This is a genomic window from Pseudomonas putida, from assembly GCA_041071465.1.
In the GTDB taxonomy this organism is placed as follows: domain Bacteria; phylum Pseudomonadota; class Gammaproteobacteria; order Pseudomonadales; family Pseudomonadaceae; genus Aquipseudomonas; species Aquipseudomonas putida_P.
The window spans coordinates 130,845-148,035 of the sequence record CP163498.1; the positions used below are offsets into that span (position 1 = coordinate 130,845).

General features: G+C 60.2%; 15 protein-coding genes. 2 read left to right on the plus strand and 13 right to left on the minus strand.

Going from position 1 to position 17,191, the window contains the following annotated elements; genetic code table 11:
• Positions 1-12: 12 nt before the first annotated feature.
• Together AB5975_00600 and AB5975_00605 are read right to left on the minus strand one after the other, a co-directional pair.
• Positions 13-495 (minus strand): PaaI family thioesterase, encoded by a 483-nt coding sequence (locus AB5975_00600; GenBank protein XDR20510.1) that lies wholly within the window; start codon positions 493-495, stop codon positions 13-15.
• Positions 492-968 carry a PaaI family thioesterase gene (locus tag AB5975_00605; GenBank protein ID XDR20511.1) on the minus strand — a complete coding sequence of 159 codons (477 nt, stop codon included), beginning with the start codon at positions 966-968 and terminating at the stop codon, positions 492-494. The genes AB5975_00600 and AB5975_00605 overlap by 4 nt, the downstream gene beginning before the upstream one ends.
• A 154-nt stretch (positions 969-1,122) precedes the next feature.
• Here AB5975_00605 and AB5975_00610 point away from each other — a divergent pair, with 154 nt between their 5' ends.
• Complete coding sequence (locus AB5975_00610; GenBank protein XDR23058.1) at positions 1,123-1,425, plus strand: hypothetical protein; 303 nt, start codon at positions 1,123-1,125, stop codon at positions 1,423-1,425.
• 66 nt (positions 1,426-1,491) lie between these two features.
• Here the strand turns inward: AB5975_00610 and AB5975_00615 are convergent, their stop codons facing one another.
• The 11 genes from AB5975_00615 to sdhC form a co-directional block, all read right to left on the minus strand.
• A complete protein-coding gene (locus AB5975_00615) occupies positions 1,492-2,241 on the minus strand; it encodes a DUF599 domain-containing protein (protein ID XDR20512.1) in 750 nt (249 codons plus the stop codon).
• A 216-nt stretch (positions 2,242-2,457) separates the two neighbouring features.
• Positions 2,458-3,771, minus strand: coding sequence for a branched-chain amino acid transport system II carrier protein (brnQ, locus tag AB5975_00620; protein ID XDR20513.1), 1,314 nt, complete (start codon positions 3,769-3,771; stop codon positions 2,458-2,460).
• Positions 3,772-4,143: 372 nt separating this feature from the next.
• Positions 4,144-5,028 (minus strand): succinate--CoA ligase subunit alpha, encoded by an 885-nt coding sequence (gene sucD, locus AB5975_00625; protein ID XDR20514.1) that lies wholly within the window; start codon positions 5,026-5,028, stop codon positions 4,144-4,146.
• Positions 5,028-6,194 carry an ADP-forming succinate--CoA ligase subunit beta gene (gene sucC / locus AB5975_00630; protein XDR20515.1) on the minus strand — a complete coding sequence of 389 codons (1,167 nt, stop codon included), beginning with the start codon at positions 6,192-6,194 and terminating at the stop codon, positions 5,028-5,030. The genes sucD and sucC overlap by 1 nt, the downstream gene beginning before the upstream one ends.
• Before the next feature lie 172 nt (positions 6,195-6,366).
• Positions 6,367-7,803 (minus strand): dihydrolipoyl dehydrogenase, encoded by a 1,437-nt coding sequence (lpdA, locus tag AB5975_00635; GenBank protein XDR20516.1) that lies wholly within the window; start codon positions 7,801-7,803, stop codon positions 6,367-6,369.
• Positions 7,804-7,896: 93 nt separating this feature from the next.
• Positions 7,897-9,105 (minus strand): 2-oxoglutarate dehydrogenase complex dihydrolipoyllysine-residue succinyltransferase, encoded by a 1,209-nt coding sequence (odhB, locus tag AB5975_00640; GenBank protein ID XDR20517.1) that lies wholly within the window; start codon positions 9,103-9,105, stop codon positions 7,897-7,899.
• A 42-nt stretch (positions 9,106-9,147) separates the two neighbouring features.
• Complete coding sequence (locus AB5975_00645; GenBank protein XDR20518.1) at positions 9,148-11,979, minus strand: 2-oxoglutarate dehydrogenase E1 component; 2,832 nt, start codon at positions 11,977-11,979, stop codon at positions 9,148-9,150.
• Positions 11,980-12,225: 246 nt separating this feature from the next.
• Positions 12,226-12,930, minus strand: a complete 705-nt coding sequence (locus AB5975_00650) for a succinate dehydrogenase iron-sulfur subunit (GenBank protein XDR20519.1) — start codon at positions 12,928-12,930, stop codon at positions 12,226-12,228.
• Positions 12,931-12,941: 11 nt separating this feature from the next.
• On the minus strand, positions 12,942-14,714 hold the full coding sequence (sdhA, locus tag AB5975_00655) for a succinate dehydrogenase flavoprotein subunit (protein ID XDR20520.1): 1,773 nt from the start codon (positions 14,712-14,714) through the stop codon (positions 12,942-12,944).
• 3 nt (positions 14,715-14,717) lie between these two features.
• Positions 14,718-15,086: a succinate dehydrogenase, hydrophobic membrane anchor protein gene (gene sdhD, locus AB5975_00660; GenBank protein XDR20521.1), complete on the minus strand. Its 369-nt coding sequence runs from the start codon at positions 15,084-15,086 to the stop codon at positions 14,718-14,720.
• On the minus strand, positions 15,080-15,466 hold the full coding sequence (gene sdhC, locus AB5975_00665) for a succinate dehydrogenase, cytochrome b556 subunit (GenBank protein ID XDR20522.1): 387 nt from the start codon (positions 15,464-15,466) through the stop codon (positions 15,080-15,082). Before sdhC ends, sdhD begins: the two co-directional genes overlap by 7 nt.
• A 352-nt stretch (positions 15,467-15,818) precedes the next feature.
• On the opposite strand from sdhC, the gene gltA reads away from it, so the two are divergent.
• Positions 15,819-17,108: a citrate synthase gene (gene gltA, locus AB5975_00670; protein ID XDR20523.1), complete on the plus strand. Its 1,290-nt coding sequence runs from the start codon at positions 15,819-15,821 to the stop codon at positions 17,106-17,108.
• Positions 17,109-17,191 lie beyond the last annotated feature (83 nt).

A 17,191-nucleotide genomic window follows, 5' to 3' on the forward strand; every position in this document is an offset into this window, starting at 1 on the left:
TAACGGCGGATGTCATTCAGATGGGGGCTGCCCAGATGATTTCAAGGGCTTTTCCGGTTCGATCTTGAAATGCGCACGGGCTGTGGCAATCGGCGTCTGCTTGTCGCCTTGCCAGGCGGTAATGGCCACGTTGGTCACTCGGCGGCCCTGGCGCCACAGTTGGCACTGGGCGTAAGTGTCACGAAAATGCCCGGCGCGCAGGTAGTCGATGGAAAAGTCGATGATCTTTGGAATGCTGGCGCTCTCGCTGTAGATCAGCAGGTACAGCGCTGCCGACAACTCCATGAAGCCGGCGATCACGCCGCCATGGATGGCCGGCAATAACGGGTTGCCGATGTTGTCCGCACTGGCGGGCAGGCGGAACAACAAGTCATCGCCCTGGCGTTCACATTCGATGCCGATCAGCCCGGCATAGGGAATCAGCGCCAGCAATGGCCTGTAGTCGCCCACCGCATGGGCAGCGTTCAGTTGCTGACGAACCGCATGCGGAATCATGCCTCGCCCTCCTTCAGGCTGTTGCCAAAACGGATGCCACCCTTGATCTCCTGACCCAGGCGCATGAACGTACCCACCACCTGGCAGATTGGCTGTGCGGGGTCATCCTGATAGGCGGTGCCACGGGTGAAGATCACGTCACGGGTAACCCGATAGCATTGTGCATGGCCGTAGATGTCCTTGCCGGCCTCGGCCGGGTGCATGTAGTCGATGCGCAGGTCCAGCGTCGGGCACACTTCGAAGCGCGGCAGCACGCACAGCGTGGCCATGCCGCAGGTGGTGTCCATCAGTGTGGTCAGCGCACCGCCATGCACGGCGCCGGTTTGCGGGTTGCCGACAATGGCCGGTGACCAGGGCAGGATCAGGGTCATGCCATCGCCATCGGCTTGCGCCACGCGCATCTGCAACAGCTGACAATGTTTCAATGCCGAAAGAAAACGCTCGGCCATGGCCATCAAGGTTGAATCACTCATTGGCGCTTCCCACTGGCTGCGCTGCAGCGGCATAAATTCGTTAAAAAGTCTATATAGAACACGGCGTTATATATCTGTAACCTTCGCGGAACTTATTCCGCGTAGTTGCACTCGAAGGAACAAGTCACTTATTCCACCAAGGAGAAACACCCCCATGCGTAAACCTTTTGCTTTTGCTCTGATGCTGGCTGCTGCCATGGGCCTGGCCGCTTGCGATAAAGCGAGCGAAGACAAAGCCCAGGACGCACAGCAACACGCCGAGCAAGCCCAGGAAAAAGCGGGCGAAGCTCAGGATAAAATGAACGAAGCCGCTAAGGAAAACGCCGAAGCCGCCAAAGATCAGGCCGAAGCCGAGCAGAAGGCTGCCGAAGAAGCCGCTCCGGCTACTCCGGCTCCAGAAGCCGCGCCAGCCACCCCGGCACCAGAAGCTACTCCAGCCGAACCTGCCAAGCAGTAATTGGCTAAAACAAAAAACCCGACTTTGTCGGGTTTTTTTGTATCTACAACATTTGGATTAATCGTTTCAGTTGCTGGCAGCAGTACTTTCTTTGACCGGCTCGTTGGTGACACTTTCGGTAGGTGTGAACACCATCACATCCAGCACATCCGAATGGAACTCTCGCCGGTACAGAATAAGCACTACCCCGACACTCATGGCCATGAACAGCCATGGGCTGATGAACCAGCTCAACATGGCCATGCCGAAGTAATACGAACGCAAACCCAGGTTGAATTGGTTAGCTGCCAACGACAATACCCGAGCCGCCCGTGAAGCGAATGCCTTGCGCTCCAGCTCATTGACCAGCCGCTCGCCGATCATCGGTGCCGAACCCACCAGTACGGCGGCGAAGTTGTATTGGCGCATGCACCAGCTGAAGGTGAAGAAGGCGTAGACAAACACCGTGGCCAGGCACAGCAACTTGATCTCCGACATGCCTTGAGAGGTCTGCTGCACCAGCGGCAAGTCGGCCAGCAACGACAGCGCCCGGTCGGACGCCCCAAGCACGGTAAGGATACCGGCGAGAATGATCAGGGTACTGGACGCAAAGAACGACGCGTTGCGCTCGAGGTTACCGATTACGCTGGCATCGGCAATGCGGTTGTCGCGCAGCAGCATGCGGCGCATCCAGTCTTCGCGGTACAGGTGCAGCACGCTGGCCAGGCATGCGGTGTCACGGCCCTTCCAGATGGCATAGCGGGTATAACCCCCCCAGCACAGGGCGAACCAGGCCACGGCCAGCAGGTTGTTGAGGTTGCTTTGGATAAAGTTCATGCAGGGTTCCCGAGAGGGCCAGGTGCCTAGAGAATAGGGACCGGGTTTCGACGCTGGCAAGCGGCAAAAGGCACACACCGTCCTGAATTTTCCACTGATCATGCCGGCAAACAAAAAGCCCCGCATCCTTGCGGATACGGGGCTTTCCTGCCTAGGCCCTTGGCGAGCACCTTTCGGCTTGTGGCCGGCGCCGCCCTCAGGCTTCGACTTAACAGGTCAGGCCAGCGCCTCGCGCGGCTTGCCGAGCATGCGGTCGCAAGCCACGGCGCCAACCAGGGTCACCACGGAAGGCACAAGCCAGGCCAGGCCCTGGTCGCTCAACGGCAGATGCGCCATGAAGTCCGGCAGCACATGGGCAATGCTGCTGCCCTTGATTGCGTCAACCATGCCGAACACCAGCGACACCAGCATCACCGGCGCCAGGATGCGGGTCGGCGAGTTCCACAGGTCCTTCACGAAGCTCAGGCCAACCACCACGATGCAAGGCGGGTAAATGGCGGTAAGCACCGGGATCGAGAACATGATCAGCTTGGTCAGGCCAAGGTTGGAGATCAGCAACGAGAAGCCGGCCAGGATCACCACCAATGCACGGTACGACAGCGGCAGGATCTGGCTGAAATACTCGGCGCAGGCACAGGTCAGGCCAACTGCGGTCACCAGACAGGCCAGTGCGATCAACACGGCCAGGAAGCCGCTGCCCAGCGAGCCGAAGGTGTGCTGCACGTAAGCATGCAGAACCGCAGCACCGTTGGTGGCATCAGCCGCGATGTCATGGCTGCCGGCACCCAGACGGAACAAGCTGACATACACCAGCGCCAGGCCAACACCTGCGATCAGGCCGGCGATGATGGCGTAGCGGGTGATCAACTTCGGCGACTCGACACCGCGCGAGCGGATGGCGTTGACGATGACGATACCGAACACCAAGGCACCCAGGGTGTCCATGGTCAGGTAGCCATCGGAGAAGCCCTTGGAGAACGCAGCCGCAGCATAGGCAGGCTGTGCCTCACCAATGGTCCCGGCCGGCAGCGCGAAGGCAGCGATGCCCAGCACGGCCAGAGCGATGATCTTCAACGGCGCCAGGAAGCGGCCCACGGTGTCGAGCAACTTGCCAGGGTACATGGACACGGCCAGTACCACGGCGAAGTACACCAGGCTGTAGATGAACAGCGCCAGCGGGCTTTCACCGGTCAGCGGTGCAACACCCACTTCGAACGACACGGTCGCGGTGCGCGGGGTGGCGAACAGCGGACCGACCGACAGGTAGCACACGGCTGCCAGCAGGCCGCCGAAGAACTTGCCGATCGGGCTGCTCAGGGCATCCATGCCGCCACCGACCTTGGCCAGCGCGACCACGGTGATGACTGGCAGGCCCACGGCAGTGACCAGGAAGCCCAGGGCTGCCATCCACACGTGCGGACCAGACTGCAGACCGACGATAGGCGGGAAGATGATATTGCCTGCGCCAACGAAAAGCGCAAACGTCATAAAGCCAAGCGCCAGGATATCCTGGCCTTTGAGAACTTTCATTTAAGGTAGTACCACACTGCTGAAATCGGGATTCGAGAGGGGATTTCCCTTTGGATGAGGGGAAATGCTGCCCGGCTTGATAGGCCAGACCCGTTTAGCGTGTCGTTCCCTTTTGGGGTACGGGCACAGAGTGAACGCGTAATGTAACTGTTTTGTCAGTTAAACGCACTGGCACAGTGCTGCTTGTCCGATGTGCGTACATGTTTGTCGTCTGTGCGACCGAAGACAGTAAGAATTATCCTCCACTTGAAAACTTCGTCTGTACGAAAATTCCTATCAAACTCATCAAGTTTCCTCGCCGCCCGTGATGCCCCCAGAAACGACAAAGGCCACCCGAAGGTGGCCTCTGTGCGCGTGGGGGGTGTAGCAGTATTACTTCTTGGCTTCCCAGCCAGTCAGCTCGGCCAGGGCCTTGCCGATGTCAGCCAGGGAACGCACGGTCTTCACACCAGCGTCCTGCAGGGCGGCGAACTTCTCGTCCGCAGTGCCCTTGCCGCCGGAGATGATGGCGCCAGCGTGGCCCATGCGCTTGCCCGCAGGTGCGGTAACACCAGCGATGTAGGAAACGACTGGCTTGGTCACGTGGGCCTTGATGTAGGCCGCAGCTTCTTCTTCAGCCGAACCGCCGATCTCACCGATCATGACGATCGCTTCGGTCTTCGGGTCTTCCTGGAACAGCTTCAGGATGTCGATGAAGTTGGAGCCCGGGATCGGGTCACCGCCGATGCCGACGCAGGTCGACTGGCCGAAGCCGGCGTCGGTGGTCTGCTTCACAGCTTCGTAGGTCAGGGTGCCGGAACGCGAAACGATACCGACCTTGCCTGGCAGGTGGATGTGGCCTGGCATGATGCCGATCTTGCACTCGCCCGGGGTGATGACACCTGGGCAGTTAGGGCCGATCAGGGTCACGCCCAGCTCGTCGCACTTGACCTTGGCATCCAGCATGTCCAGGGTAGGAATGCCTTCGGTGATGCAGACGATCAGCTTGATGCCGCCGAAGGCAGCTTCCAGGATCGAGTCTTTGCAGAACGGAGCCGGTACGTAGATGACCGAAGCGTCAGCGCCGGTAGCTTCCACGGCTTCCTTGACGGTGTTGAACACCGGCAGGCCCAGGTGGGTGGTGCCACCCTTGCCTGGGGTTACGCCGCCGACCATCTTGGTGCCGTAGGCGATGGCCTGTTCGGAGTGGAAAGTACCTTGCGAGCCGGTGAAGCCCTGGCAGATGACTTTGGTGTCTTTATTGATCAGGACGCTCATTACTTGCCCTCCGCAGCTTTGACAACTTGTTGAGCAGCGTCGGTCAGGCTGGTTGCCGCAATGATGTTCAAACCGCTTTCTGCCAGTACTTTAGCGCCCAGTTCGGCGTTGTTGCCTTCGAGGCGAACCACAACCGGAACTTTAACGCCGACTTCTTTCACTGCACCGATGATGCCTTCGGCAATCATGTCGCAGCGAACGATGCCGCCGAAGATGTTGACCAGAACGGCCGCGACATTGCTGTCGGACAGAATGATCTTGAACGCTTCGGTAACGCGCTCTTTGGTAGCACCACCGCCAACGTCGAGGAAGTTGGCCGGCTTGCCGCCGTGCAGGTTGACGATGTCCATGGTACCCATGGCCAGGCCAGCACCGTTGACCATGCAGCCGATGTTGCCTTCCAGGGCCACGTAGTTCAGCTCGAAGCTGGCAGCGTGGGCTTCACGAGGGTCGTCCTGAGACGGGTCGTGGAAGGTTTTCAGCTTAGGCTGACGGTACATGGCGTTTGCGTCGATGTTGATCTTCGCATCCAGGCAGTGCAGGTCGCCGTCGGCCTTGATGACCAGCGGGTTGACTTCCAGCAGGGCCAGGTCATGTTCTTTGAACAGCTTGGCCAGGCCTACGAAAATCTTGGCGAACTGTGCAACTTGCTTGCCTTCCAGACCCAGCTGGAATGCCAGTTCACGACCCTGGAACGGCTGAGCGCCGACCAGCGGATCGATAGTAGCCTTGATGATCTTCTCAGGAGTTTCGTGAGCGACTTTCTCGATGTCCACGCCACCTTCGGTGGAGGCCATGAACACGATACGGCGGCTCGAGCGATCGACTACAGCGCCCAGGTACAGCTCTTTGGCGATGTCAGTGCAGGATTCGACCAGGATCTTGGTCACTGGCTGACCGTTGGCATCGGTCTGGTAGGTTACCAGGCGCTTGCCCAACCATTGCGCAGCGAACGCCTTGGCGTCTTCCTTGCTGCGAACCAGCTTGACGCCGCCCGCTTTGCCGCGACCACCCGCGTGAACCTGAGCTTTTACAACCCACTCGGAACCGCCGATCTTGTCGCAAGCTTCTGCTGCAGCTTCAGGGGTATCGACTGCGAAACCCTTGGAAACTGGCAGGCCGTATTCAGCGAACAGCTGCTTACCCTGATACTCGTGAAGATTCATGCTTTTTACCGTCTTCGTTAGGTACTGCGCTTCGGCGCTGCGCCATTACTGGCGCCGCACCACCTGTGACCGTTGACCCCGGGTTTTCCCATGTGATCCGGTCCGGCGGACGTTCCGCGGTGAGTCATGCACGCAAGACTCACGACGGGCTGCCCGCCGTGGTTTCTTATAATTAACGCTTCTTACGGTTGGCCACGTGAATGGCGCCGCCATTCACTGCCAGCGCTGCTTCATGCAACGCTTCGGACAGGGTCGGATGGCTGAAGACCATCATGCCCAGATCCTCGGCACTGGTGCCGAATTCCATTGCGATTGCGCCCTGCTGCACCAGTTCGGCAGCCGATGGGCCAATCACGTGTACACCCAGGACGCGGTCGGTCTTGGCATCGGCGATGACCTTGACGAAACCACCGGTGTCGTTGGCAGCCATCGCACGGCCGCTGGCCGCGAACGGGAAGGTGCCCACGTTAACCTCAACGCCCTCGGCCTTCAAGGCCTGTTCGGTCTTGCCGACCCATGCGATTTCCGGGTGGGTGTAGATAACCGACGGGATCAGGTCGTAGTTCATCTGGGCCTTGTGGCCTTTGATGCGCTCGACCACCATGATGCCCTCTTCCGACGCCTTGTGGGCCAGCATCATGCCGCGTACCACGTCACCGATGGCGAACACGCCCGGAACGCTGGTGGCACAGTGATCGTCGACGAAGATGTAGCCACGCTCGTCGATGGTCACGCCGCTGTCGGCAGCCAGCAGATCGGTGGTCACCGGGCGACGGCCGACCGCGACGATCAGCTTGTCGAAGGTGATCTTCTGCTCGCCTTCGGCGTTGGTGTAGGTGACTTCGACTTCGTTGCCGTTGACTTTCGAGCCGGTGACGCGAGCGCCCAGCTTGATGTCCAGGCCTTGCTTGGTCAGGGTCTTCTGGGCTTCTTTCGACACAGCGGTGTCGGCAGCCATCAGGAAGGTGTCCAGGGCTTCCAGGACAGTGACTTCAGCACCCAGACGAGCCCATACCGAACCCAGCTCCAGGCCGATCACGCCAGCACCGATAACGCCCAGGCGCTTCGGTACGGTCTGGAATTCCAGGGCGCCGGTGGAGTCGACGATGACGTTCTGGTCGACCGGGGCCGGTGGAATGTCGATCGGGCGCGAGCCGGAAGCCAGGATCACGTTCTCGGCTTCGATGACTTCGGTGGTGCCGTCAGCCTTGGTGACTTCGACTTTTTTGCCCGCCAGCAGCTTGCCGTGGCCCTGGATCGAAGTAACGCCGTTGGCCTTGAACAGGGTGGCAACGCCACCGGTCAGGTTCTTGACGATGCCAGCCTTGCGGCCAACCATCGCGGCGACGTCCATCTTCACTTCGCCAGTGGAGATACCGTGGACGTTGAAGCTCTCTTTGGCTTCCTTGTATTTCCAGGAGCTGTCCAGCAGCGCCTTGGAAGGAATGCAACCTACGTTCAGGCAGGTGCCGCCCAGGGCCAGCTTGCCCTCGGCGTCGGTGTACTTCTCGATACAGGCAGTCTTCAGACCAAGTTGGGCTGCCTTGATGGCAGCCACATAGCCGCCAGGACCTGCACCAATCACCACTACGTCGAATTTCTGGGTCATAAAAGATTCCTTATCAGCTACAAGCTACAAGCCGCGAACCGCGCGGCATGGCTTCTTGCGAAGCCAAGGCCGGCACGGTACGCAGCCAGAGGGTTAGATGTCCAGCAGCAGGCGAGACGGATCTTCCAGCAGGTTCTTGATGGTGACCAGGAAGGTTACCGCTTCCTTACCATCGATCAGGCGGTGATCGTAGGACAGTGCCAGGTACATCATCGGGCGAATCACGACCTGACCATTGACGGCCATCGGGCGCTGGATGATGTTGTGCATGCCGAGGATCGCGGCCTGCGGCGGGTTGACGATCGGGGTCGACATCATCGAACCGAAGGTACCGCCGTTGGTGATGGTGAAGGTACCGCCGGTCATTTCTTCGATCGACAGTTTGCCGTCACGGGCTTTCTTGCCGAAGGTGGCAATGCCGTTCTCGATTTCAGCCAGGCTCATCGACTCGGCGTTGCGCAGTACCGGGACCACCAGGCCACGGTCGCTGGAAACCGCAACACCCACGTCAGCGAAGCCGTGGTAGACAATGTCGTTACCGTCGATCGAGGCGTTGACAGCCGGGAAGCGCTTCAGGGCTTCGGTGGCGGCCTTGACGAAGAACGACATGAAGCCCAGGCGTACGCCGTTATGGGTCTTCTCGAACAGGTCCTTGTACTTCGAACGCAGGGCCATGACTTCGGTCATGTCGACTTCGTTGAAGGTGGTCAGCATGGCCATGTTCGACTGGGCTTCGACCAGACGCTCGGCGATCTTGGCACGCAGGCGAGTCATCGGCACGCGCTTCTCGGTGCGGTCGCCAGCGGCGACGACAACCGGTGCAGCAGCGGCAGCAGGCTTGGCAGCCGGTGCAGCGGCAGGGGCCGACTTCTTGTTGGCAACAGCAGCCACCACGTCTTCCTTGGTGACGCGACCGCCTTTGCCAGTACCGGCAACGGTAGCCAGGTCGATGCCGTTTTCTTCAGCCAGCTTGCGCGCGGCCGGGGCAGCAACCGGGTCATCTTCGCCAGCATCAGCCGGAGCAGCAGCAGGCGCGGCAGCTGCGGCTGGAGCGGCGGCAGCACCGCCTTCAACGATCGAACCCAGCACTTCGTCGGACAGGACGGTGTCGCCCTCGCCCTTGACGATGTCGCCCAGCACGCCATCGGCGGTAGCCAGAACTTCCAGGACAACCTTGTCGGTCTCGATGTCGACGATCAGCTCGTCACGCTTGACGGCTTCGCCCGGCTTCTTGTGCCAGGTGGCAACGGTGCCATCGGCAACCGATTCCGGGAAGGTTGGGGCTTTGATCTCGATAGCCATTATCAGTGTTTCCTTAAATTCGGTTTCAGGTGCGCGAAGGCGTTAGACAGTGAAGGCGTCTTGCAGCAGTTTTTCCTGCTGTTCGGCGTGCTTCGAAGCGTAACCACAGGCTGGCGCGGCAGAAGCGTCGCGACCGGCGTACTCCAGGACCAATGCCTTGTTGTGGCGGCCCAGGATACGGCGCATGTGATGCTGACTGCTGTACCAGGCGCCCTGGTTCATCGGCTCTTCCTGGCACCATACGGCGTGCTTGAGGTTGCTGTATTGCGCCAGGATTTCGACCAGGTCGTCCTCCGGGAACGGGTACAGCTGCTCGAGACGCAGGATGGCGATGTCTTCACGGCCTTCGGCACGGCGTTTTTCCAGCAGGTCGTAGTAGACCTTGCCGCTGCACAGCACCAGGCGCTCGACCTTGGCCGGATCGATTGCGTCGATTTCCGGGATCACGGTCTGGAACGAGCCTTCTGCCAGGTCTTCCAGCGTCGAGATGGCCAGTTTGTGGCGCAGCAGCGACTTCGGCGTCAGGACGACCAGCGGCTTGCGCAGCGGGCGAATGACCTGGCGACGCAGCAGGTGGTAAATCTGTGCCGGCGTCGTCGGTACGCAGACCTGGATGTTGTGCTCGGCGCACAGCTGCAGGTAACGCTCCAGACGCGCGGAGGAGTGCTCCGGCCCCTGCCCTTCATAGCCGTGTGGCAGCAGCATGGTCAGGCCACACAGGCGGCCCCACTTGTGCTCACCACTGGTGATGAACTGGTCGATCACCACTTGCGCACCGTTGGCGAAGTCGCCGAACTGGGCTTCCCAGATCACCAGCGCGTTCGGCATGGTGGTGGAGTAGCCGTATTCGAAGGCCAGTACCGCCTCCTCGGACAGGAACGAATCGTACAGATCGAAACGTGGCTGGCCAGGGAACAGGTTCTGCAACGGAATGTAGGTGCTGGCGTCCTTCTGGTTGTGCAGCACCGCGTGACGGTGCGAGAAGGTGCCACGGCCGATGTCCTGGCCGGTCATGCGGATCGGGTGACCTTCGAACTGCAGGGTGGCGTAAGCCATGGTCTCTGCATAACCCCAGTTGATCGGCAAGCCACCGGCCTGCATCTTCTGACGGTCTTCGTAGATCTTCGACACCTGACGCTGGACCACGAAACCTTCCGGCAGCTCGAGCAGCTTGGCCGACAGATCCTGCAGGGTCTTGAGGTCGAAACGGGTGTCGTGACGCGCGGTCCAGGCATGGCCCAGGTACGGACGCCAGTCGACGAACAGCTCGCGGTTCGGCTCCTTGACCAGGCTTTTCACCACGTGCAGGCCATTGTCCAGCGCGTTGCGGTACTCGTCGATCTTGGCCTGAGCGCGCTCGGCGTCGATGCGACCGGCCTGGATCAGCTGCTCGGCATACAGCTCACGGGTAGTGCGCTGCTTGCTGATTTGCTGGTACATCAGCGGCTGGGTGCCGTTCGGCTCGTCAGCCTCGTTGTGACCACGGCGACGGTAGCAGACCAGGTCGATGACCACGTCACGCTTGAACTGCATGCGGTAGTCGATGGCCAGCTGGGTGACGAACAGCACGGCTTCCGGGTCATCGCCGTTCACGTGCAGGATCGGTGCCTGGATCATCTTGGCAACGTCGGTCGCGTACTCGGTGGAGCGCGCATCCAGTGGGTTGCTGATGGTGAAACCAACCTGGTTGTTGATCACGATGTGCACGGTACCGCCGGTCTTGAAACCGCGGGTCTGCGACATCTGGAAGGTTTCCATGACCACGCCCTGGCCAGCGAACGCAGCGTCGCCGTGGATCGAGATCGGCAGCACCTTGTCGCCAACGGTGTCGTTGCGGCGGTCCTGACGGGCGCGCACCGACCCCTCGACCACCGGCGAAACGATTTCCAGGTGGGACGGGTTGAACGCCATGGCCAGGTGCACTTCGCCACCCGGGGTCATCACGTTCGAGGAGAAGCCCTGGTGATACTTCACGTCACCGGAGCCCAGCTCGTTCATCTTCTTGCCTTCGAACTCGTCGAACAGCTCGCGCGGGTTCTTGCCGAAGGTGTTCACCAGCACGTTCAGGCGGCCACGGTGGGCCATGCCGATCACGACCTCCTTGGCGCCGTAAGAGCCGGAACGCTGGATCATTTCATCCAGCATCGGAATCAGGCTCTCGCCGCCTTCAAGGCCGAAACGCTTGGTGCCCGGGTACTTGGTGCCCAGGTACTTTTCCAGGCCCTCACCGGCGGTCACGCGCTCGAGCAGGTGGGCCTGCACGTCAGCGGAAAACTCCGGACGGCCGCGCACGCTTTCCAGGCGCTGCTGGAACCAGCTGCGCTGCTCGGAATCGACGATGTGGGTGAATTCGGCGCCAATGGTGCGACAATATGTCTTCTGGAGTGCATCGAAGATGTCGCGTAGGCTCGCCTCCTCTTTGCCGATGAACAGGTCGCCGGCACGGAAGGTCGTATCAAGATCGGCATTGGTCAAGCCGTAGTGATTGATCGACAGGTCTACGGGCGCAGGGCGCTGCCACAACCCCAACGGGTCGAGCTTGGCAGCCTGATGGCCGCGCATACGATAGGCCTGGATCAGTCGCAGAACTTCAACCTGCTTCTTCTCGTGTTCACTGCTCACGCTCCCGGCGGAAACCGGTTGGGCGCGGCGCTGGTTCTTTGCCAGCAGTACGAAATGGTCGCGGATTGTCGAGTGCGATACATCAGTAGCGGTGCTGCCGTCGGCTGGCAACTTCTGGAAGTAAGTGCGCCACTCTTCTGGCACAGCGTTAGGGTCGTGCAGGTAGAGCTCGTAGAGCTCTTCCACATATGCAGCGTTACCACCTGAAAGGTGGGCGCTATCCCACATGCGCTGCATCACGCTTTCTTGCATGCTTGGTCACCCTCGATTAGGGGACTGATCGGCGAGAGCCACAGCAAACCTGGAAAAGTCCGAAAACAGCGACTGAACCACGCCACTTGGATCCTGCTGATTTTCCGGGTACCAGCCCGGAAAGCCCCTGCTGGTCTCATATCTTCATAGGTAATGAACGCGGGCTTTGTGGGCCCTTGTTCGGGTTTTACCTCAGTGCGGGCTCACCACCCGCACCTCGGCTTACTGCAGGTACAACGCTTTGTATCAGGTGCCGCTTTGCAGCAGCATGTTACGTACGTGACCGATTGCCTTGGTCGGGTTCAGACCTTTCGGGCAAACGTTTACGCAGTTCATGATCCCGCGGCAGCGGAATACGCTGAACGGGTCATCCAGGGACGCCAGGCGCTCCTGAGTCTTGGTATCGCGGCTGTCGGCAAGGAAGCGGTAGGCTTGCAGCAAGGCTGCCGGGCCCAGGAACTTGTCCGGGTTCCACCAGAACGACGGGCAGGAAGTCGAGCAGCACGCGCACAGGATGCACTCGTACAGGCCGTCCAGCTTGTCACGGTCTTCCGGCGACTGCAGGCGCTCGATGGCCGGGGCCGGGGTGTCGTTCTGCAGGAACGGCTTCACCTTCTCGTACTGCTTGTAGAAGATGCTCATATCGACCACCAGGTCACGAATGACCGGCAGGCCTGGCAGAGGACGCAGAACCAGCTTGCCGCCCTTCACCACCGCCGACAGCGGGGTGATGCAGGCCAGGCCGTTCTTGCCGTTCATGTTCATGCCGTCGGAACCGCAAACGCCTTCACGGCAGGAGCGACGGTACGAGAAACCCTCGTCCTTTTCCTTGATCAGTGCCAATACATCCAGCACCATCAGGTCCTTGCCGCCGGTATCGACGTCGAACGACTCCATTTTTGGCGCCGAGTCGGTGTCCGGGTTGTAACGATAAACTTCGACTTTCAACATAGCAGCCACCCTTAGTAAGTCCGGACTTTTGGTTCGAAGGCTGGAACAGTCTTCGGCGCAAAGTTGACGCCGCGCTTGGCAACGCGCTTCTCACCCGGGTAGTACAGGGTGTGGCACAGCCAGTTTTCGTCGTCACGGTCTTCGAAGTCTTCACGGGCGTGAGCGCCGCGGGACTCTTTACGGGCTTCCGCCGCGATGGCGGTAGCTTCGGCAACTTCCAGCAGGTTCTGCAGCTCCAGCGCTTCGATACGCGCGGTGTTGAAGGCCTGGGACTTGTCGTTGATCTTGACGTTGGCGATACGGTCACGCAGACCGGCCAGTTGCTCGATACCCTTCTGCATGTATTCGCCAGTACGGAATACACCGAAGTAGTTCTGCATGCAGCTCTGCAGCTCGCGCTTCAGGCTGGCAACGTCTTCACCGCTGGTACGCTCGTTGAGCTTGTTCAGGCGGTTCAGGGCAACATCGACGTCGGTGTCGCTGGCGTCGCGGTATTCCACGCCTTCGCTCAGCGCCTTCTCCAGGTGCAGGCCGGCAGCACGGCCGAACACCACCAGGTCGAGCAGCGAGTTGCCGCCCAGGCGGTTGGCACCGTGAACCGATACGCACGCCACTTCACCTACGGCGAACAGGCCCGGGATGATGTGATCCTGACCGTCGGCGTCCATGGTGATGGCCTGGCCATGAATGTTGGTGGCAACGCCGCCCATCATGTAGTGGCAGGTTGGAACCACCGGCACCGGCGCGACCACAGGGTCGACGTGGGCGAAGGTCTTGGACAGTTCGCAGATACCTGGCAGGCGGCTGTGCAGCACTTCCTCGCCCAGGTGGTCCAGCTTCAGCAGTACGTGGTCCTTGTTCGGGCCCACGCCATTGCCGGCGATGATTTCCTTGACCATGGAACGGGCAACCACGTCGCGGCCGGCCAGGTCTTTCGCGTTCGGCGCGTAACGCTCCATGAAGCGCTCGCCGTGGGCGTTGATCAGGTAGCCACCTTCACCACGGCAACCTTCGGTGACCAGTACACCGGCGCCGGCGATACCGGTCGGGTGGAACTGCCACATTTCAATGTCCTGCACCGGCACGCCTGCACGCAGGGCCATGCCGATACCGTCACCGGTATTGATCAGGGCGTTGGTGGTGGACGCGTAGATACGGCCTGCACCGCCAGTGGCCAGTACGGTGGCCTTGGACTTGATGTACAGGGTTTCGCCGGTTTCGATGCAGATGGCGATCACACCCACGAATGCGCCGTCCTGGTTCTTCACCAGGTCAACTGCGTAGTACTCGTTGAGGAACGTGGTGCCCGCTTTCAGGTTGCCCTGGTACAGGGTGTGCAGCAGCGCGTGACCGGTACGGTCCGAAGCGGCACAGGTACGGGCGGCCTGGCCACCTTTACCGAAGTCCTTGGACTGACCACCGAACGGGCGCTGATAGATGCGGCCGGTTTCGGTGCGCGAGAACGGCAGACCCATGTGGTCCAGTTCGAAGACCGCAGCCGGGCCTTCCTGACACATGTACTCGATAGCGTCCTGGTCACCGATGTAGTCGGAACCCTTGACGGTATCGTACATGTGCCAGCGCCAGTCGTCGTTCGGGTCGGCCGAAGCGATGGCGCAGGTGATGCCGCCCTGGGCGGATACGGTGTGCGAACGGGTCGGGAAGACCTTGGTGACTACGGCAGTCTTGTGGCCGCCTTGAGCCAGTTGCAGCGCTGCGCGCATGCCGGCACCGCCGCCACCGATGATGATGGCGTCGAAGGAAATGGTTGGAATGCTAGCCATGGATCAGATACCCCAGAGAATCTGCACACCCCAGACGAAGTAAGCGAACATCGCAACGCCGCATACCGCCTGGAACAGGAAACGAATCGCAGTTGCCGACTTGCCGAACGACATAGGCGTCAGGTAGTCGGTTGCAATGGTCCACATGCCAACCCAGGCGTGAGCGCCCAGGGCAACGAGGGCCAGCAGACTGAAGATCCGCATCGCGTTGTTGGAGAACAGACCATGCCACTGGGTGTAGTCAATGCCTGGGTGGGCGACCACGTAGCCGATCAGGAAGAGGAAGTAAGCCGCGAGAACGACCGCAGAAACGCGCTGCGCCATCCAGTCATAGAGGCCCGAACGCGACAGGTTCGTGACATTGGTTACCATACCCAAACTCCCACCAGAACGATCAGCACCACGGAGATGACGATCACGATTTTCGAGCCCAGCTTGCCGCCTTCCAGCGTCTCACCGATACCCATGTCCATGATCAGGTGACGAACACCTGCCACGAGGTGATAAAGCAGGGCGGACAGCAGACCCCAGGTCACGAACTTGGCCAGCGGGCTGGTCAGACACGCCTTCACCTCACCGAAGCCTTCCTCGGAACCCAGCGACTTGCCCAGTGCATAAAGCATGATGGCAAGGCCGATGAACAGGATGACGCCGGAGATACGGTGCAGGATGGACGTGTACGCAGTGACGGGGAGCTTGATGGTCCTTAGGTCTAGGTTTACAGGTCGTTGGCTTTTCACGGCTTTTTTCACACTGAAGAGCCCCTAGCGAATCAGGGCAAAGTTGTTGGTAAGTGTACTGGTCAGGTACCCACCACCCAGGGAACGGCGACCCCCAGCAGTTCGGGCTTGCAAGCCCCTGGCGGTCGGGTGCCGAGTATAGACAGTTAGGCTGCTTATGACAACGTGACGGGGTAGCCCAAATAGCGCATTGCCTTTAATGAACAAAAGGCGTAAATGGGCGAGAATTTCGGGAAAAATCAGGCTTGAATGCCTGATTCAACAAGCCTTTAGGCAAATTGACATCTGAATTTATCCCTCTATAGTGGTGCGGGCCCTGCGTGGGGGGTCTGTCTGATGATTTCAAGCATTAATAGGAGGCCACATGGCTGACAAAAAAGCGCAGTTGGTCATCGAGGGCGCTGCCCCCGTCGAGCTGCCCATTTTAACCGGCACCGTTGGTCCTGATGTAATCGACGTCCGCGGGTTAGGGGCCACTGGTCACTTCACCTTCGACCCAGGTTTCATGGCGACTGCCTCGTGCGAGTCGAAGATCACCTATATTGACGGCGACAAAGGTATCCTGCTGCACCGCGGCTACCCGATCGAGCAACTCGCCGAACAGTCCGACTACCTCGAAACCTGCTACCTGCTGCTCAACGGCGAACTGCCGAATGCCGAGCAGAAGGCCCAGTTCGTCAGCACCGTCAAGAACCACACCATGGTTCACGAGCAGCTGAAGTCCTTCTTCAACGGCTTCCGCCGCGACGCTCACCCGATGGCGGTGATGTGCGGCGTGGTCGGCGCCCTGTCGGCGTTCTATCACGACTCCCTGGACATCAATAACCCGCAACACCGCGAAATCTCCGCGGTGCGCCTGGTCGCCAAGATGCCGACCCTGGCTGCGATGGTTTACAAGTACTCCATGGGCCAGCCGATGATGTACCCGCGCAACGACCTGTCGTACGCGGAAAACTTCCTGCACATGATGTTCAACACCCCGTGCGAGATCAAACCGATCAGCCCGGTGCTGGCCAAGGCAATGGACCGGATCTTCATCCTCCACGCCGACCACGAGCAGAACGCCTCCACCTCCACCGTTCGTCTGGCCGGCTCGTCGGGTGCCAACCCGTTCGCCTGTATCGCCGCCGGTATCGCTGCACTGTGGGGCCCGGCCCACGGCGGTGCGAACGAAGCCGTACTGACCATGCTGGATGAAATCGGCGATGTTTCGAACATCGACAAATTCATCGCCAAGGCCAAGGACAAGAACGACCCGTTCAAGCTGATGGGCTTCGGTCACCGCGTGTACAAGAACCGCGACCCGCGCGCCACCGTGATGAAGCAGACCTGCGACGAAGTCCTGCGCGAGCTGGGCATCAAGAACGACCCGCAGCTGGAACTGGCCATGCGCCTGGAAGAGATCGCCCTGACCGATCCTTACTTCATCGAGCGTTCGCTGTACCCGAACGTCGACTTCTACTCGGGGATCATCCTCAAGGCGATCGGCATTCCGACCAGCATGTTCACCGTGATCTTCGCCCTGGCACGTACCGTGGGCTGGATCTCGCACTGGAAAGAAATGCTCTCCAGCCCGTACAAGATCGGCCGTCCGCGCCAGCTGTACACCGGTGAGCAGAAGCGTGACATCGTTGCTCTGAAAGACCGCAAGTAAGCGTTGATCGCTGAACGTAAAAGGCTGCCCTCGGGCAGCCTTTTTTATTGTAAATCCTGCCGGTCGCAGTGCGGCCTTTGCGG